The sequence below is a fragment of the Mucilaginibacter paludis DSM 18603 genome, from assembly GCF_000166195.2.
Lineage (GTDB): Bacteria > Bacteroidota > Bacteroidia > Sphingobacteriales > Sphingobacteriaceae > Mucilaginibacter > Mucilaginibacter paludis.
In genome coordinates, this window is the sequence record NZ_CM001403.1 from 4,852,891 (window position 1) to 4,869,968 (window position 17,078).

Annotated in this window: 15 protein-coding genes; 4 read left to right on the plus strand and 11 right to left on the minus strand. The window is 37.8% G+C overall.

The window, feature by feature from the left end; translation table 11 throughout:
• Positions 1–44 precede the first annotated feature (44 nt).
• Both MUCPA_RS20495 and MUCPA_RS20500 read right to left on the minus strand, forming a co-directional pair.
• On the minus strand, positions 45–1,523 hold the full coding sequence (locus tag MUCPA_RS20495) for a C1 family peptidase (protein ID WP_008509002.1): 1,479 nt from the start codon (positions 1,521–1,523) through the stop codon (positions 45–47).
• Between the two features lie 646 nt (positions 1,524–2,169).
• Positions 2,170–3,096 carry a hypothetical protein gene (locus tag MUCPA_RS20500; RefSeq protein ID WP_008509003.1) on the minus strand — a complete coding sequence of 309 codons (927 nt, stop codon included), beginning with the start codon at positions 3,094–3,096 and terminating at the stop codon, positions 2,170–2,172.
• A gap of 158 nt (positions 3,097–3,254) precedes the next feature.
• Here MUCPA_RS20500 and MUCPA_RS20505 point away from each other — a divergent pair, with 158 nt between their 5' ends.
• Positions 3,255–4,337 carry an acyltransferase family protein gene (locus MUCPA_RS20505; protein ID WP_008509004.1) on the plus strand — a complete coding sequence of 361 codons (1,083 nt, stop codon included), beginning with the start codon at positions 3,255–3,257 and terminating at the stop codon, positions 4,335–4,337.
• Between the two features lie 229 nt (positions 4,338–4,566).
• On the opposite strand, the gene MUCPA_RS20510 is transcribed toward MUCPA_RS20505, so the two are convergent.
• The 4 genes from MUCPA_RS20510 to MUCPA_RS20525 form a co-directional block, all read right to left on the minus strand.
• Positions 4,567–5,490: a hypothetical protein gene (locus MUCPA_RS20510; protein WP_008509005.1), complete on the minus strand. Its 924-nt coding sequence runs from the start codon at positions 5,488–5,490 to the stop codon at positions 4,567–4,569.
• Positions 5,491–5,697: 207 nt separating this feature from the next.
• Positions 5,698–7,521: an ABC transporter ATP-binding protein gene (locus tag MUCPA_RS20515; protein WP_008509006.1), complete on the minus strand. Its 1,824-nt coding sequence runs from the start codon at positions 7,519–7,521 to the stop codon at positions 5,698–5,700.
• Between the two features lie 80 nt (positions 7,522–7,601).
• Positions 7,602–8,693, minus strand: a complete 1,092-nt coding sequence (locus MUCPA_RS20520) for a glycosyltransferase family 4 protein (protein ID WP_008509007.1) — start codon at positions 8,691–8,693, stop codon at positions 7,602–7,604.
• Positions 8,690–9,424: a glycosyltransferase family 2 protein gene (locus MUCPA_RS20525; RefSeq protein WP_008509008.1), complete on the minus strand. Its 735-nt coding sequence runs from the start codon at positions 9,422–9,424 to the stop codon at positions 8,690–8,692. Before MUCPA_RS20525 ends, MUCPA_RS20520 begins: the two co-directional genes overlap by 4 nt.
• A 129-nt stretch (positions 9,425–9,553) precedes the next feature.
• On the opposite strand from MUCPA_RS20525, the gene MUCPA_RS20530 reads away from it, so the two are divergent.
• Positions 9,554–10,270, plus strand: a complete 717-nt coding sequence (locus MUCPA_RS20530; protein WP_008509009.1) for a glycosyltransferase family 2 protein — start codon at positions 9,554–9,556, stop codon at positions 10,268–10,270.
• Positions 10,271–10,293: 23 nt separating this feature from the next.
• Positions 10,294–11,295 carry a glycosyltransferase family 9 protein gene (locus MUCPA_RS20535; RefSeq protein WP_008509010.1) on the plus strand — a complete coding sequence of 334 codons (1,002 nt, stop codon included), beginning with the start codon at positions 10,294–10,296 and terminating at the stop codon, positions 11,293–11,295.
• 42 nt (positions 11,296–11,337) lie between these two features.
• Here MUCPA_RS20535 and MUCPA_RS20540 read toward each other — a convergent pair whose 3' ends face one another.
• From MUCPA_RS20540 to MUCPA_RS20555, 4 genes are all read right to left on the minus strand, one after another.
• A complete protein-coding gene (locus MUCPA_RS20540) occupies positions 11,338–12,267 on the minus strand; it encodes a hypothetical protein (RefSeq protein ID WP_040626202.1) in 930 nt (309 codons plus the stop codon).
• Between the two features lie 93 nt (positions 12,268–12,360).
• Positions 12,361–12,699 (minus strand): hypothetical protein, encoded by a 339-nt coding sequence (locus MUCPA_RS20545; protein ID WP_157543954.1) that lies wholly within the window; start codon positions 12,697–12,699, stop codon positions 12,361–12,363.
• 129 nt (positions 12,700–12,828) lie between these two features.
• Complete coding sequence (locus MUCPA_RS20550; RefSeq protein ID WP_008509013.1) at positions 12,829–13,827, minus strand: glycosyltransferase family 9 protein; 999 nt, start codon at positions 13,825–13,827, stop codon at positions 12,829–12,831.
• A 6-nt stretch (positions 13,828–13,833) separates the two neighbouring features.
• Positions 13,834–14,709, minus strand: coding sequence for a glycosyl transferase (locus MUCPA_RS20555; RefSeq protein WP_008509014.1), 876 nt, complete (start codon positions 14,707–14,709; stop codon positions 13,834–13,836).
• 146 nt (positions 14,710–14,855) lie between these two features.
• On the opposite strand from MUCPA_RS20555, the gene meaB reads away from it, so the two are divergent.
• Positions 14,856–15,731, plus strand: a complete 876-nt coding sequence (gene meaB, locus MUCPA_RS20560) for a methylmalonyl Co-A mutase-associated GTPase MeaB (RefSeq protein WP_008509015.1) — start codon at positions 14,856–14,858, stop codon at positions 15,729–15,731.
• On the opposite strand, the gene MUCPA_RS20565 is transcribed toward meaB, so the two are convergent.
• Positions 15,718–17,007 carry an aminopeptidase P N-terminal domain-containing protein gene (locus MUCPA_RS20565; protein WP_008509016.1) on the minus strand — a complete coding sequence of 430 codons (1,290 nt, stop codon included), beginning with the start codon at positions 17,005–17,007 and terminating at the stop codon, positions 15,718–15,720. The two genes, meaB and MUCPA_RS20565, sit on opposite strands and share 14 nt — an antisense overlap.
• Between the last annotated feature and the right edge of the window lie 71 nt (positions 17,008–17,078).

Consider the following 17,078-nt stretch of genomic DNA (forward strand, 5'->3'; position numbering starts at 1 on the left):
CTTAACATGCTGGCTTCTGCGTTTTATTAAAAATATTGTCCTAATTAAAAGAAGTTACTGCCTAAAGCATAGTTGGTATTATTGGGCCACAAAGGATGATTTAAATTGCCTGGATGAGGTCCTAATATACCTCCTTGTGTATCCGAAGCGGCGAATACAACGTAAACGTAATTATTATTATAATAAATTGGCCAATACATTACGAAGTTTCCATCATCCTGTAAATAGAATTTTGCAAAATGTGTGGTACCCAAGCCAGTGTTATTAAACAGGCCTGATGCCCAGACTGACGTGTGGGCTCCTATTGGTCCACCCAAACTATATATTACTAAGTTTCCATCTGTTTGGAAATACACAGATTCCGATGGACGTCCTTGAGTTCTGCTAGACCATATGCCAGTTTCTGTGGCATTAGAATTTTCTTTATATAAAACCAAATTTCCATCGGTTTGCAGGGTTAACCGATAACCATTGTTGGGCGAATAAATAGAGTTACCAACTGTTAAAAGTGGTTGTGTATCGCTCATGGTTAAAATAGTTGAGTTAAAAGAGGGCAACCCACCGTAATTAAAATAAGTATTGGCATATTGCTGTGGCAAAGCGTCATGATTATGTGGGGTAGCTACATAAAGTTCGATTTGTAATGAACTGTTTGAAAATAAATCATAAGCAAACCACATACAACCTGGATTCTGCGAGTCTCCGCCCCACGAACCCCAAGAATTCTGGATGAGGAAAGCATTTTTTGAATCATCGTAACCAACGATGCAGACTGCGTGGCCGGTATTTAAGTATAGGCTACCTACAGCATTGTTATTATACACTTGACCGGAGTTAAAAGCATCAATAAGGCTTTGATAGGCTCTAAATCCCATTTCGACAGGTAGATGTAAATTCAATGCTGTCTTTATATCGGCAACGGTTGATATAGCGTAGTAACTATTAGTTTTATTAGTAGCTGCTTCAGCGTTGACAGTGGGCGAAGGCGATGTGCATGGAGAACCAAGATAGGGGTCTGACGCATATGATGGCACACCATTTGATTGAATTATAGCCATTCCGTCAGATACATACATGCCGTAGGTTCGGTCACAATTGGAGGTGCGCGAATGATCAATCTGGAAAACATACCATGGGCTCTTGCTGCTTGAAACATTTGGAACGGGAAATTCGTTATCTAAAGTTCCTAGTAGTGCATATCCGGTTGACCAGGAAACACAAGCCCCACTGCTATCCTGCCAGCCGGGTGTAGGATGGTTTAATATTATACTAGAAGGTAATGAGCCGCTATTTAATCTTATATTTTGAATATAGCCTTGTTCTATAAGGGTCGCTTTTATTTTGTCAAAGTCGGCATGTTGCGTATTCAAATAAGCTTTTTGATTGAGTATCGCGCCAAATGCATGTTGGTTTTTTATTGAATCTTTTTTAAGATTGGATGTGCTGGTTTCTGATTTTTTACAGGAAGTTACAAGGAGAATAAGCAACAATCCCAATAGGGTTAACGAGATGTTTTTTTTCATGATGATTGATTTAGGTAGATATTAAATTATTGAAATTTGGCACAAAAAGACATTAAGGGGGGCTGTAGTTTTACAATTAATGCAGGCAATAGTGAAGGAATGTAGATAATCAGATTAATAGGTTTAATTTTTTTTCATAGTGTGATTTTTGTTAAAAATATGAATAGGTAATATGTTTTATGTGGACTTATATGTCATTTTTGCAAAAAAGAATGATTTGCGCGGATGTTTCGTTTTCACAATAATGATGTGCAATACTAATAGTATTTTATGAAGTCTTGATGTATTCAAAGTCAATACAGTTACTACTACTACTACGAAAGCTATTTAGGGTCTGCTGAAAAACTCGTAGATGCACCCTAAAATGATTTCGTCATGAAAAAGTTGATTTTAGACGTGTTTTGTTAAAAATGGCGATGTAATACCCGGTATTTTTGAATTTCCGAACAGTAAATAAATTTAACTAAAATTGAAGTGCACGGATTTTGAGGAAAAATTGCATAAACCCTTGCACTTCATTCGTTAAATATTGACACAACTGCCTTTATTTCATGATGATTTGAGTTTTTCAGCAGACCCTAATTATTGATATGCTGTGTTAGCGCAAGTTATATCTTGCCAATCAAGATTAATATTTCGCCTTGAATTACTGTATTTTTCCTATTTGATTAGTTCGAGTATTATAAATGTCCATGCCCCTAATCACGTTGAGCCTATTTGAGCCACTGATATAAGTTAAATTACCTTCTGCATCTCTACTCTCACGAAATTTTGATAATACATACCCGCTTTCGGCATCTTTAAGTTTTAGATTTTTCATTCTATCTTTCCGGATAAAGTAGGCGTTATTACCGTGGCTATTTGATCCTATAAAGTGGTAGCCTTTTTCGTCCGCCAAATCGCATAATGCAGCCAAGGATGCGCCGAAATAGAGATTGCTATGGTGTGCCTCTGTTCTTTGGAAATCCGGCCTATAAGGGGTTGTCCAGGTATTGTCAACGCCAAAAATGCTGTTATACTCCACAATAACAATTATTGGTGATATACTTGTTATTTCTTTCCAAACCCAATAATCGTTGCCGTCAATATCGATGTGTAACAATCCAATTTCTCCTTCAAAACCATTTTCAATAATTAAGTTATTAATATTTTCTGTTGTAATAAAAACAGGTATCGCTGTGAGTTGATATTGCCAATAAATGTCATCATGTTTTACATAATTCATATTCTCCTCCGATCCATCCATAATCAGCCCCGTCCAGTTATTATTTATTAATAAAAAACGGGTATTGGCCTCTGTATAGTTCTGTACCCCAAATTCAATAAATGTTTTGTTTTCTATATCAAGATAATCAACTAAAAACTGAATAATACCGTCGTCTCCCCATTGAGAGAATACTTTAAACTCAGCCAATTGAACATTATGGATAATCTGTTCCTGATTAGCTTTGTTAAGCTTAGCTAAAATATTGCCTGATAAAATTTTATGTGAATCACTTTCTCTTTTTAAAATGTTAAGTTTTTGATTTATTGCACCTAATTCACGTTCTATTCTTTTCCTTTTTATAAACATAGTGCTCGAAATTTATTGTAGAAGCAATTATAAAGATATCGGATTATAAGGTTATTCCGTTTTGCAATGATAATAATAAAATTACAGTTGAAAGTTTTTTGCATAAAACATCTGTGGTTTAAACCCGTTAGGTATATCTTCGTCTCAATTTAAACGTTATGCAAAATTTAGTAACCAATACTCCAGCCAAAAGGAATTACGATTTTATAGATACTATTCGTTGTATTGCCATGATATTTATTGTATCAGAGCATAGCATTTATTTTGAGCGTACAGATTTTCACCCCACAGGTTATAAAGAACTATTTTATATTGCTACTATACAATTAAGCAAGTTTGGTACCATCTGTTTTTTTATGCTTGCCGGCTTTTTAATAGGTGATAAATTTGTTGATTATACACCCGGCCAATACCTTAAAAGGCGAGTAAATAACACCATCTGGCCATGGTTATTTTGGTCGTTGTTATTTGTTTTCGAACCTAACATTGATGCCCTTATCAGTTACCATACCTTGATACCGCATTACGATGGTACCAGCTACTGGCTTGTTTTATGGGATAGGCTTGAAACAACATATCTGTATACCATTTACTGGTTTATACCTAATTTTTTATTCTGTATTACTTTGCTTTTGATTTTTAAACGGTTTTTATATAATTACTGGTTTGGTGCCGTTTTATTTTTATTTGTGATTTTTTACACAGTAAATATTTATTACGCGTGGATACCTTCCGGGCATACTATAGCAATCTTAGGTTTCGTGTTTTTTTTGTGGCTCGGAGCTCAGTTTAATAAAAACTGGGAAAAGGTAAATAGCTGGATGAACGGCACATCGGTATGGTTATGGTGGGCATTAAGTATTTTAACCTTATTATTTGGCGTAGCTGAAATTAAGTTGTTAAAGCAACTGAATAACAATGATCCTTATAATTCGCTAAGGATAAGCAATGTGCTATTTTCAATGGCTTGCTTTTTTTTACTGTTAAAAATACGCGACTTTAAACTTATCGGCTTTCTTAAACCCCGTGAGACTACGTTCGGCATATACCTTATTCATTATATTTTTGTTGTTTTTTTATTGAGTAGGATATTTAATCCCTTCCATATTGATGTAGATCATTTGCCGTTCATAGTACTGTTTCTGTACCAGATATTGCGTTTTTCGATAGTGTATTTTTTAACTCTATGGATAGTTATGCTTATTAATAAAACCAGATTTAAATGGCTTGTTGGGCGCTAATATTAATATGATATAAATTTCTTGATCAACCAGTGCCGTATGGTTAGTCTACACATCGGTTGGTCGGTAGTATTACTTATCAACCGGTTTTTTAAGATGGCTAATTTGGCGTTAAAGTTTTTACTTTTGTATTTTTAACAAAGTTTTAAAAAAATGCATTGCTCGTTAGTCAATCTTTATTAGCTTAATTTTAACCATTAAGTCTTAATTAAACAAAAAGGTTGCAAGATTACAGCCAAAAAGAACCCTGTATGCTAACGAAGCTATCTTCAGGCATTCTCATACTTAAAAATATCCCTGGGTTTGTAGTGTACGCTCCGATTGTAATTTCAGCAGCAGCCATAATTTCAATCGAGGTAAATAATTTGATTAAGTCAGCTCTTTTTTTTGAGCGATTTAGCTTCGTGAAGTCGCTGTGTATATATCCTCGCTCGTTAGGGTTCACGAGAGTGTAAAAATGAATATGGGGATAGCCTTTTTGTAGAAACTCAATTACCGTATAGTCGTCGGTAAAAACAAAAACGTGTTTTAAATCAGAAAGTTCCTCCAACTTATTTATGTACGTTACATTCGGCATAAACTCGAACTCCGTATCTTTATCTCCTTTTCTTACGTGCATTGCTGCGTATTTAGCAGGTAATTTTAAATTGGACATATTTTTTTTAATTTCAGTTTCAGTAACGGCATTAAAACGATAAATCATTTTAACTATCTCACGCGATACTTCTTTTAAATTACCTTTAATACCAAGTTCAGGAAAATCAAATTGTTCCTGATAGAATTTTCCAATTGTATAAAAATGGAATAATTGGTGGCTCAAATAAGTTTCTTTATTCAGAAATTTAAAAGTATACCACTGAGGATAATGTCTGATTTTTATCTTTTTTGCAGTTAATCTTCTGTTGAAACGTCTATAGAAAGATGAATTTACTGTATCTGCAAATGGCTCAAAAAAATCTTTCCAGCCTTTGTCGATGGTAAACTGAGATATGCCTGTAAATAAAATAAATTGGTAGTGGTATTTTAAACAATAAATTATTGCAAACACCATAATGTTAAATTCGGAATAAAAGCCCCCTTCTGAGCCAAAATTAAAAATGTATTTTTTGTGAAAAGATTTGTTTAAACTATTGTATATTGTTAATTTATTCATGAGCGTAGATTATCGGTGATGCGTTAATTTTTTCAAAAACAAATTAAGTTGCTGGTAATTAGATTTATATGACTTTTTTTATTTTTTGGTTTGATTTGGTATGTTGCCGAAAGCAAATAAAATCATTGAACTTTTAAAGAATATCGCTATTTTATTCAATGTAGTACTTAACGCATCAGTAATAAGCGTGAATTATATATAAATGCCTTATTCGGTTGCAAACGATTGCATATCTATCAGTCTTTTGTAAACACCGTTGTTGTTGATCAGATCAGCGTGTGAGCCTTGTTCTACAACTTTGCCGTCCTCTAAAACGATAATGACATCGGCATTTTGGATCGTGCTTAGCCTGTGTGCTATAATTAACGATGTGCGGTTCTGCATCAGGTTATTCAATGCTTCCTGAACTAATTTTTCTGATTCGGTATCCAGCGCCGATGTGGCTTCGTCCAGTAACATGATAGGTGGGTTGCTCAATACCGCCCGCGCTATACAGATGCGCTGCTTTTGTCCGCCGGATAATTTAGAGCCCCTGTCGCCTATGTTGGTTTGGTAACCGTTTTCGGCAGCCAGTATAAACTCGTGGGCATTGGCTATTTTGGCGGCGGCCTCTACCTCTTCCATTGTTGCGTAGGGTTTGGCAAAGGCTATGTTATTATAAATGGTATCGTTAAATAAGATGGATTCTTGGTTTACTACACCCATTAAGGCACGTACCGAATCGGTGGTAAAGGTTTTGATGTTTTGCCCGTCGATAAATATGTTGCCGGTTTGTGGCTCAATAAAACGTGGGATCAGATCCATCATTGTTGATTTGCCACCACCTGAGGGGCCAACTAATGCCACCTTTTTGCCTTTTGGAACAATTATATTCACATTTTTAAGCACCGGTTTTTCGTTGTAAGCAAAGGATACGTTCTCAAACCTGATCTCGTTTTTAAAACCATCGACCGGTACAGCGTTTGGCAGGTCAAATATTTGCGGCTTAGTATCTATCAGTTCAAGTACCCGTTCGCCCGCTGCTATGCCCGAATGAATGTTGCTGAATGAATCCGAAATGGCTTTAGCCGGGCGCATTACCTGCGAAAATAAAATAATGTAAGCAATAAAATCTTCGGCTTTTAACTCTGAGTGATGTGATATTACTAACGAACCACCGTATAAAACCAAGGTAGATATCATGGTAACACCTAAAAACTCCGATACCGGCGATGCCATCTGCTGGCGCTTAGCCATTGATCTCACTATTCTTGAGTAGCGCGCGTTCTCGTTATTAAACTTGTCTTTTATAAATTCAACAGCGTTAAATGCTTTAATTATTCTAATACCGGTGAGTGCCTCATCCAGGTAGCTTATCAGGTTCGAGTATGCTTTTTGCGATTCAATAGCTTGTTGTTTTAATCTTTTCACTATCCGCGAAATGACAAATGCCGATACCGGAATAACCAGCATCGAAAAAAGCGTTAACTTATAGGATATGCTGAAGAGCATGAACAAGAAGGCTAGAAGCTGTAATGGCTCCTTAAACACCACCTGTAGCGTACCAGTGACCGAGAACTGTACCACCTGCACGTCCGATGTTACTTTTGATATGATGTCGCCTTTTCGCTCGTTACTAAAATAACCCATGTGCAAGTGCATTACGTTATCGAAAACAGATTTGCGCAGGTTAAGCAATGTGTGTATGCGCATGTTTTCCATTATGCGCTGTGATAGATAGCGGAAAAGGTTTCCTAACAAAACAGAAACCACAATAACGAGGCAAACAAATTTCAGTGTCGTCTCGGGGCCATACATTAAATTGGCTTTGTTTGCATAATAATTAAACATGGCCAAAACGTCAAACCAATTATCAGGCCTTAACAGTTTTGGATTTGCCTTTTCGACATTGAAAATTACTTTAAGCAGTGGTGCTAAAAGTACAAAGTTAAGCGTGCTGAATATAACAGAGAAAATGGTAAAGATAACATAGGGTATTGCAAATTTTTCAATTGGCCTTGCGAATGATAGTAACCGGAAGTATGTTTTCATTTAAAAAATTAAAGCTGGCAAATTTAAGTATAAGTAATGAATATTTTTTTCTGCAAGCAAACCATTACATGATTAGGATATCACAATAACGACCGGTATACCTTAATGGTATTGGTAACACAAGCCTCAAAACTGAACAGTTTTAAGCGTTGCCGGCCATTAGTTCGTAATTGTTCGCGATAAGCGGCATCGTTTAATACCTTGCTTACGGCTGATAATATGGAGGATGCGTCGAACGGGTCGAAATATTCGGCGGCATTGCCCGCTACTTCGGGCATGCTGGTATTGTTGCTGCATACTATTGGGCAGTTATTTGCAAAAGCCTCCAGTATAGGCAAGCCAAAACCTTCCTGTTGGGATGGGTAGGCAAAAAGCACCGCTTTTTGATAAAGTTGCTTTAGTTCGGCATCGGATGCACCAATTTGGACACACTGGTTGAGGATGTTTAATTGCTCAAGGACTACCTGTTCTTCGGGCGTAAAAGCGCTGCCGCCCGCACAAACCAGGTACAAATCATGATTTTGCTGCAAAAGCGGGCTTATTGCTTTAACAAAGCCCTCGAAATTTTTATAGTGCCAGCGCTGCCCAACAAAAAGGATAAACATTTCTATGTGCTGTAAGCCTGTATCGGCTTGTTGGGTGCCTAATACGTAGCCATGATGAACTACATGGATCTTACTTTCCAGCTGCGGGAATATGCGTAGGATATCTCTTCTTGTATATTCGGAAATAGCGATGATGGCATCGGCCTTGGTGATGATGGCTTTCTTTTGGGCAATAACTTCGGTTGCGTCTGAGAAATTATCCGGGAATAATTCGTACACCATATCATGTACGGTAACTACAAAGGGCTTTTTAATGTCTTTTAGAAAGTCGGTATCGTAGTACGTGGGATGGAAGATATCGTATTGGCCCAGGCGTACGCTCCAGCGACTAAATCTGCGGTTCCATTTGTAAGTTTTGTGGTATTTGCCGCCTAAAAGTTTTTTACCTAAACTGTTGTTTAAAATAAAGGGTTTATCTTTAACATACTCGTTTTCGGAATATAAAGCCGCAATGCTGCTGCTTATACCGGGCTTTGTATTTAAGCCCCGGTTTAAATTGGCAATATACCGCGAAATACCGCCATACTTTTGCATCGAAAACTTTTGATGATCAAATAATATTTTCAATCTTCTGTTTCTTTAGGTTTTTTGTAAGTGCTTTGTTTTATTTTTTTGATTCTGAAGCGAAGCCAGGTAATAAAACCGAAATTTTTTAAAATTAAGGCGGCTTTTTCTTTTTCAAATATGGGGTCTTTTTTTGAGGATGCACCGGTATGGTTAAAGTTAGCTACGGTGTGATCTCTAAATTCAAACCTGAGGGATTTATCGCGCCAGCAACGCATGTTCAGTTCAAAGTCTGCCGAGATTTGGTAACGTGTATTAAATCTGTACTTTTTAAATACTCGTGCCGGATAAATCATAGCTTGGTGACAAAGCGTACTCTTAGCTAACTGATATTTTGACGCTTTACCGTAATATTTATTCCCTCGTAAAATAACGCTACCATAGTATATGGCATTGCTATCTTCGAGATCATACGCGAGTGCCGAAAAGCCTTCCAGAACTATGTCATCGGCCCCTAAAAAGTAAACCCAATCGCCTTTAATATATTCAAGTGCTTTATTCATGGCATCGTAAATGCCCTCATCGGGTTCACTTTTCCAAAAAGCTATTTTGTTATCATTGGCTTTAATAATATCAACAGAGCCATCGGTACTGCCACCATCAAGTACCACAATCTCAATAGCCGGATAGGTTTGTTTATAGATGCTGTTTAAGCAATTTTGTAAAAATTGGGCCGCGTTATAGGTTACAATGATGATAGATACCAGTGAAGGTGCTTCTTTTTTATCCAACATTTATCGGGTTTTGGTTGTCGAAAATAGTTCTTTGTAAATGTCTGCTTTAATTGTGATTTTTGCAATCTTACGATCTTTATCTCGGTTAGTGTAAATAACGGATTTTGATTGTTATAATTGTTCTATAAAATGTCACAACCTAAAGCGCCCAAAATTTCTATCATCATAGTCACCTACAACGCCGTTAAAACACTGCAAGCTGGTTTAGATAGTATTTACGCACAAAAATATCCCAATATTGAAGTTGTTGTGATAGATGGCGGGAGTACAGACGGTACCCTTGAACTACTGAAAGATAATACCAGCAAACTTGCTTATTGGAAAAGCGAACCCGACGAGGGTATTTATGATGCTATGAATAAGGGGTTAAACCATATTAGCGGCCAATGGGTATACTTTATGGGAGCTGATGATGAGCTAAGGGATGAATTTTCGGAAATGGCTTTAGAATTGAAGCGCCCCGGAGCACTATACTATGCTAATGTGATGTCAAACGGAAAAAAAAAATCTGGTTTTGTGAATGAATACTATCAGGCCAAGGCCGGGGTATTCCATCAGGCTATAATTTATTCGGCATCCATTTTTAAAACCTACCGTTACGATACCCGATACAGCATATCGGCCGACTATGAATTGAACATGCGCTGCTGGCGTGACCAAAGCATTGCTTTTATATATAGGGACTATGTCATCGCCAATTTTAACCATAACGGCGCGTCGTCTGGGGGGGAGGATGAGTTATTTGCGAGTAATAAGTCAAATTTAATTCGTCAGAATTTTGGCCTAAAGATATGGCTACGTTATATGTTTCGTTTGTTTAAAGAACGATTAAGAGGTACTAAGTAGATATTATATATATAAACAAATTAATGGCTGTCATCAACAATCGAAACATTAACCATTTTTTAATTAACCGCATTGATAACATCGGCGATGTGATTTTAACGCTGCCCCTTTGTATTTATCTGAAATTGTTATATCCAGATATTACCATCAGCTTTTTGGCACGCAATTATACCAGGGCAATTGTTGAAGCCTGCCCGGCAATTGATCATTTTATCGATTACGATATATTGGACCAGCTAACCGAAAACGAGCAAGTAGAAAATATAAGGGAGCGGAAGATAGATGTTATACTACATACCTTTAATAAAAGTAAAATTGCCAAATTAGCCAAGCGTGCAGGCATACCTATCCGGATAGGCAATACCAGTAATAACAGCCATTTTATTTATTGCAACAAGTTAATCAGGCTTAGCCGCGGCAACTCGCATTTGCACGAGGCGCAGCAAATGTTTTTGTTTTTACAGCCATTGGGTTTTACCCATATCCCTACCATAGGCACATTGGCCAGCTATTATAAAGATTTTTATAAGCCTGCTGCAGAACTCTCTACCGAATTATCAGCTCATTTGTTGCCTGGTAAGTTTAACCTGATAGTACATACCATGAGCAACGGGCATGGGCGCGAATGGGAAATGGATAAATACGCCGAACTGATTAATCAACTTCCACTCGATAAGTTTAATATCATCATATCTGGCTCACCTAAAGAGGCGGAGATACTTAACGATTGGGTGAAGAAATTGCCTCCGGAGGTTATTAACCTAAGTGGGAAAATGACGCTGTCGCAGTTTATGACCTTTATTTATAAGGCCGATGGTTTGCTGGCATCTGGAACCGGGCCGTTACATATTGCTGCGGCATCGGGCATACATGCTTTGGGCTTGTTCCCTGTCAGTAAATCGATAAATGCACTAAGATGGGCGCCCTTAGGGAAAAAAGCAGAACATATTGAGAGTGATTCGGACGATCTGTCGAGCATCTCGGTAAAGATGGTGTATGAGGTAATTGTTAGGTGGCTTAAATAAAGAATGCCTTAATTTTTTAACTAAGGCATTCTTTGTTTACATTTAGTTAATTATCCCATAATGTATGCTGCGATCGTTAGATGAGCCAGTTGATCCTAAAACTAAATATTCAATCCCGGGTCGAGAGGGAGGACTAAATTGATAATAATAATAATAATAATAATCAATAAGCATTACCAAGTTACCATCATTTTGTAGAACATATTTTGAATTAGTAGCAAGGGATTGGTTAGGTTGTGAAACTGTATAAATATTTGATGACCAAACAGAACTATGTAAGTCTGTAGTTTTTGTTAATACTAAATTGGCATCATCTTGAAAATACAGATATTGAGCTCCACTACCGTTTGTATCAGTGCTCCACATTGTATAATTATCTGAGGTTCTATATATAACGAGATTTCCATCGCCCTGTAGGATTAGTTTATAAGCTCCATTTTCTGAGTAAATCGCTTGATTGGCGGTTAAAATTGGTGTATGACTAACATAAATCATTGCAGGATTTACGCCGTAAGCAGAATAAAAGAAGTCGTCAGGATCCCTTCTGGCATTTATAAATTTTACAGTTGGATGTACATTCGATGGTGGATTATAGATAACCGGAGGGGAACTATTGGCTGGAGTATTGTATAACCTGTCCGCCCTGACACTGAAATTTGTATAGCCAAAAGGGTCGTAAATTAAAACAACATTATTGTAGGTCAAATCTGAGTTGTTAATATCAATTGCAAAACTCTTCATCCCAAATGTTGTATTTGAGTCTTTGAAATCAGCGTCACTAATTGAGAAAGGGCCGGCTGCCTTATGTTGTTGACCGGTACTTGTATTATACGATCCAATAATAAAATTTATAGATAGGTTTGCCGGGCCTAAGACACGTTGAAAATAAACGGTAAATTGCAAATGTATCACACCATTGGAAGGAACAATAACAATATCTGAGGATGATAAATTACTTTTGTCTATTTCCATACGATTTATCGATATAATAGCATAGCATGGTATAGTTAAAATTACACCTATTAGAAAAATGAATATTTTAAGTTTCATAATGAAGTATTTGTATTAATTGGCATTGTTAAGGTTGTAGTAATAATAATAATTAGCGAGTTCTGCGTGACTTAAAACATCCGTAGTGCCCGAACGTCCAAAAATGTCACTATTAGAATCATAATAAACTTGGCTAACGCTAACTCCTGCCGTATTTGCAAAATAGGTTCGTAAATTTGTTATTTCAGTGGGCTCAACATAGGGTGGTGGTGATGGTGTTCCGCCACCACCACCACCACCGCCGTCCACCGGATCGACCTGAATTGGTTTGATCTGTTCGACTTTGCAACTGGGTAAACTAAGGCATAAGCTCAAAAAGCAAATTCCAATTGATAATAAGGTTTTCGTTTTCATAGTAATATTAAGAATGTTATTTTTATAAATATAGTTATTATTTTGAATAAATAATAATGTTTTTATAAAAACACACTTATTAGTCATCCTGTGTCTATGCTTAATATTACAAACGGAAAGCGGTATTTTTTATAGGTTATATAAAATCTGCCAATTTTTTACTCTATTGTAGGCAGTGTTAGCGGCAATATCGTTTAAATTGTCGCTGCCGCTATCAATATATTCCGCCCGCTTGCCTATCGGTCCCCATCGCCCGGCATGTATAGGCCTTACACCAGGAAATAAGCCCAACGTATTTATGCCAGCCGCTGCCGCTATATGCAAAGGCCCTGTGCCCGATGCAACCAGCCCGTCCGCCTGTGTAATAAAACTGATCAATTGCTCCAGAGTAAGTTTTCCGGTGATGTCGATAACATTACGGGGTAGGGTATCAATCCAATCTTTAAGCAAAGCCTGTTCTTTATCCGAGCCGGAAATGAAAATGTTAAAATCAGCGGGAGGTAATAGGTTTATTAATTCTGCAAACCGATCAAGGCTCCATTCCCTTCCGCTCCCGTTTGATTTTGGGTGTAAAATGAGGTTGAAGCGATCTTTAGTTAGTAAGGTGGCCAGCCCAGCCGGCAGGGGAGTTGCTGAACTGAAATTGTAAAAGTTTGGTAGTTGACTAATTGTGGGAATATGGTTGATACCTAATGGCCTCAACAATACTATATTCAACTGCGCTTCGTGTAAGTCGGAATTTTTTCGACTTAATTTAACTAATTTGTTGCATGTAAACCAATGGTAAACCCTGTTGGTGGTTGCTATCCTGTTTTTGATACCAGCACGTTTTGCTAACAATGCAATTTGTTTTTGCGGATAAACATGAATAATGATATCGATATGTTTTGATCGTAAAAAGTCTTCCTGTTTTTTTTGGGGCAATACCTTCAGTTCGTCGTAATTAATAAAATGATCAACCGCACCGCACGTGTTAATTACCGGGCCCGTATAGGTTTTGCCCAAAAACGAAATGGTAACAGCGGGATAAATGCTTTTAAGATAGCCACACATAGGCAAAGTGAGTACCACATCGCCAATGGCGTCAACCCGGCTGATCAGGATATGCTGATTTTTGATAACCTTCACTAATGCCTACTTAATTATTTTATAATTTTTATACTCGCCGATGCGCCATCCGGTTATCATTTCTATCTGCTGAAGCAGCCTGCGCCTGACCGACATCTTTATTTTAACCTTGTTGAGGTTTAACTTCCAGTTAGAAGCCGAAATACGTTTTTGCAGTACGGCGGGATGGGTGCCTGCAAAGGGGATCAGTTTATCGGCGTTGCCGTATTCAAAATCGTGTATCTCTTGCTCTTCCTGAACGGGTATTGCCTGGTCGCCGTGATAAAATTGATTAAAATTATGCATCTTATTAACAATACCCTTTGGTGGCTTTACCCATCCATAGTGATATATATAGGCATCAATCAATTTAACATTCAATTTTCGTCCGTCCCATCTAAATCCCTGTGCATCCCGGTACGAGTGTACGGCCTTATTGTTTCTAACAATCCTAATCTCGCGCCTGTACCATCTGCGCGAATAGCTGTAGTAATCATAGGAGCCGTAAAAATGAAGATATTTAAATAGCAAGCCCTCAATTTGTTCGTTATCCAGGTTATCTTCCATTTCTTTTTGAATCAGCGGCAGATATTTTTCATGGACGCATTCGTCACCCTGAATGTAAAAGGCCCAGTCGGCATCGGTTGCTATAGCTTTAAAGGCTTTATCAGTTTCTTCGGCAAATACAGTACCTCCCTCGCGTTTGGTTTCATCCCAGGTTGTATGTATAATTTTAATTTTAGACGATGCAATGCCCTCGATTAATTCCCGCGTACCGTCATTACAATTGCCAAGCGCTACAATAAACTCATCACATAAAGGCAATATGGAAGTAATTGCTTCAACAACGGGATAGTCGTTTTTTACCGCGTTTCTGATAAATGTAAAACCTGCAACTTTCATTTTTAAGCTATACTATATATATAAGGTGTAAACAAACGGATCTCGTTTGTATTTCGCCTGCAACAAATAACAATTAATTTATGCAAATTTTCTAAACTAAGTATAAATAAGCCCCTAAATTAGCTTGCTTTTAATAGCAAATTGATATGTCGGATTTACACCAAATAGATTTTAAGGCGCTCGCAAGGCATTTAACCCTGGTTGAAAATGATTTACCGGGCGGACTTGAGTATTTAAAAAGCTTAAATCTAAATGATAGCATCCCGGTAATTGGGTTAACGGGGCCGCCCGGCGCAGGTAAAAGTACCTTGGTAAATGCGTTGATAAGCCAACTGCTAACCGAAGGCAAAAGAATTGCCGTTTTGGCAGTTGATCCCACATCGCCTTTTAACCACGGATCTTTGTTGGGCGACAGGATACGGATGACCTCTCATTTTAATCATCCCGATGTTTTTATCCGTTCGGTAGCCACACGCGGCTGGGTTGGCGGACTGAGCGTGAAAGCGATGGAAATGACCGACGTGTTTAAGGCCTACGGCTTTGACTATATTATGATAGAAACTGTAGGCGTTGGGCAGTCGGAGATCGATATAGCAGGCCTGGCTGATGTAACGATGGTGGTACTGGTGCCCGAGTCTGGCGATGAGATACAGCATATCAAATCAGGGCTGATGGAAATAGCTGATGTATTTATTGTTAACAAAGCAGATCGTGATCCAGGCGATGGCTTCGCCAACAATTTACAAAAGCTCATTCATTATAACCAGGTTCAGGTACCTGTTTTCAAAACTGTAGCCATCAACAACATTGGCATTGGCGAAATACTAAAACATTTAACTAAGGCTGGGATGCATAACGATGAAAAGAAACTGCACCTGCTTACTGAAAAAGTGTATCATCTTATTCAGTATAACAAAATGAGGGGTATTGAAAAAAATAAGCTTCGCCAGGTTATTGGCGAAGCTTATCTGACAGATGGATTTAATATCTATCGTTTTGCTGACGAACTTACGAATTCATAATTTCTTCAATATGGTCGGCCTCGATAGGGATGGCAGCCATCAGGTCCCGATTGCCAGCGCTGGTGATCAGAATATCGTTTTCAAGCCTTATTCCCAATCCTTCCGCCGGAATATAGATACCGGGCTCGCATGTTAAGATATTTCCTACCTGGAAGGGCTCGTACCGGCTGGCGAAGTCGTGCACATCCAGGCCCAAATGGTGAGATGTGCCATGCATGAAATATTTTTTATAGGCTGGCATCGCTGGGTTTTGTTTTTCAACATCATGTCTGTCTAATAAGCCAAGGCCAATTAATTCGCCCGTCATTACTTTGCCTACTTCCTCATGGTACTCATTCCAAATCGCACCCGCAACTATCATTTTGGTGGCCTCTTTCATTACACGTAATACAGCGTTATAAACATCCCGCTGGCGTTTGGTAAAGCGCCCGTTAACTGGTATCGACCGGCTCAGATCAGCATTGTAGTTGGCATACTCGGCACCAAAATCAAAAAGTATCACATCGCCATCTTTACAAACCTGGTTATTGTCATTATAATGAAGGATGTTAGCATTGGGGCCAGATGCGATTATCGGGTTATATGCATGGCCACTCGCACGCTGTCTGATAAATTCATGGATAATTTCAGCCTCTATTTCATATTCAGCAACCCCGGGCTTTACATATTTTAAAACGCGTACAAATGCATCATTGGTAATGTTGCAGGCTTGTTGGGTAAGTTCAACTTCAATGTCCGATTTTACAACCCTTAAAGCACGCATAATTGGTGCCGACCGCAAGTAGTTGTGCAGTGGGTAACGCTCGCGGAGCTCTTTTACAAATTGCAAGTCTTTATACTGCACGCCGTGTACGTACCGGTCGTTTTCGTTTGTATTAAGATAGATGTTTTCTGCATAATTTATTACAGAGTGCAATATGGAATTAAAATCATCTATCCAGTAAATGTTGTCGATTGCGGATGTTTTTCTGGCTTCTTCTTTAGTGTACTTGTGTCCTTCCCAAACTGCAATTTGCTCATTAGTTTGTCTTAAAAAAAGTACTTCTTTGTATAGCGGATTAGGACAATCAGGATATAATAACAGTATACACTGCTCCTGATCGACGCCTGTCAGGTAAAAAAAGTCAGCATTTTGTTTAAATGTGAAAGCTTGATCGCCACTTCTCGGAAATTCATCACTTGAGTTAAATATGGCTAAGGAGTCTTTTTTAAGTCGTGAGACGAAATTTTTTCTATTATTTGTAAATAAATTAAAACCAATAGGTAAATATTTCATTTTAATGAATGATGTGAATGTTTTTCAAACTTTTTTGAAAAATATTTGTCTAACAATTATTAAAAATTGGA

What these genes read in the sequence shown, in the direction of transcription:
- MUCPA_RS20495 (WP_008509002.1), bottom strand. Translation starts at nt 1,523, where the DNA reads ATGAAAAAAAACATCTCGTTAACCCTATTGGGATTGTTGCTTATTCTC.
- MUCPA_RS20500 (WP_008509003.1), bottom strand. Translation starts at nt 3,096, where the DNA reads ATGTTTATAAAAAGGAAAAGAATAGAACGTGAATTAGGTGCAATAAAT.
- MUCPA_RS20505 (WP_008509004.1), top strand. Translation starts at nt 3,255, where the DNA reads ATGCAAAATTTAGTAACCAATACTCCAGCCAAAAGGAATTACGATTTT.
- MUCPA_RS20510 (WP_008509005.1), bottom strand. Translation starts at nt 5,490, where the DNA reads ATGAATAAATTAACAATATACAATAGTTTAAACAAATCTTTTCACAAA.
- MUCPA_RS20515 (WP_008509006.1), bottom strand. Translation starts at nt 7,521, where the DNA reads ATGAAAACATACTTCCGGTTACTATCATTCGCAAGGCCAATTGAAAAA.
- MUCPA_RS20525 (WP_008509008.1), bottom strand. Translation starts at nt 9,424, where the DNA reads ATGTTGGATAAAAAAGAAGCACCTTCACTGGTATCTATCATCATTGTA.
- MUCPA_RS20530 (WP_008509009.1), top strand. Translation starts at nt 9,554, where the DNA reads ATGTCACAACCTAAAGCGCCCAAAATTTCTATCATCATAGTCACCTAC.
- MUCPA_RS20535 (WP_008509010.1), top strand. Translation starts at nt 10,294, where the DNA reads ATGGCTGTCATCAACAATCGAAACATTAACCATTTTTTAATTAACCGC.
- MUCPA_RS20540 (WP_040626202.1), bottom strand. Translation starts at nt 12,267, where the DNA reads ATGGAAATAGACAAAAGTAATTTATCATCCTCAGATATTGTTATTGTT.
- MUCPA_RS20545 (WP_157543954.1), bottom strand. Translation starts at nt 12,699, where the DNA reads ATGAAAACGAAAACCTTATTATCAATTGGAATTTGCTTTTTGAGCTTA.
- MUCPA_RS20555 (WP_008509014.1), bottom strand. Translation starts at nt 14,709, where the DNA reads ATGAAAGTTGCAGGTTTTACATTTATCAGAAACGCGGTAAAAAACGAC.
- meaB (WP_008509015.1), top strand. Translation starts at nt 14,856, where the DNA reads ATGTCGGATTTACACCAAATAGATTTTAAGGCGCTCGCAAGGCATTTA.
- MUCPA_RS20565 (WP_008509016.1), bottom strand. Translation starts at nt 17,007, where the DNA reads ATGAAATATTTACCTATTGGTTTTAATTTATTTACAAATAATAGAAAA.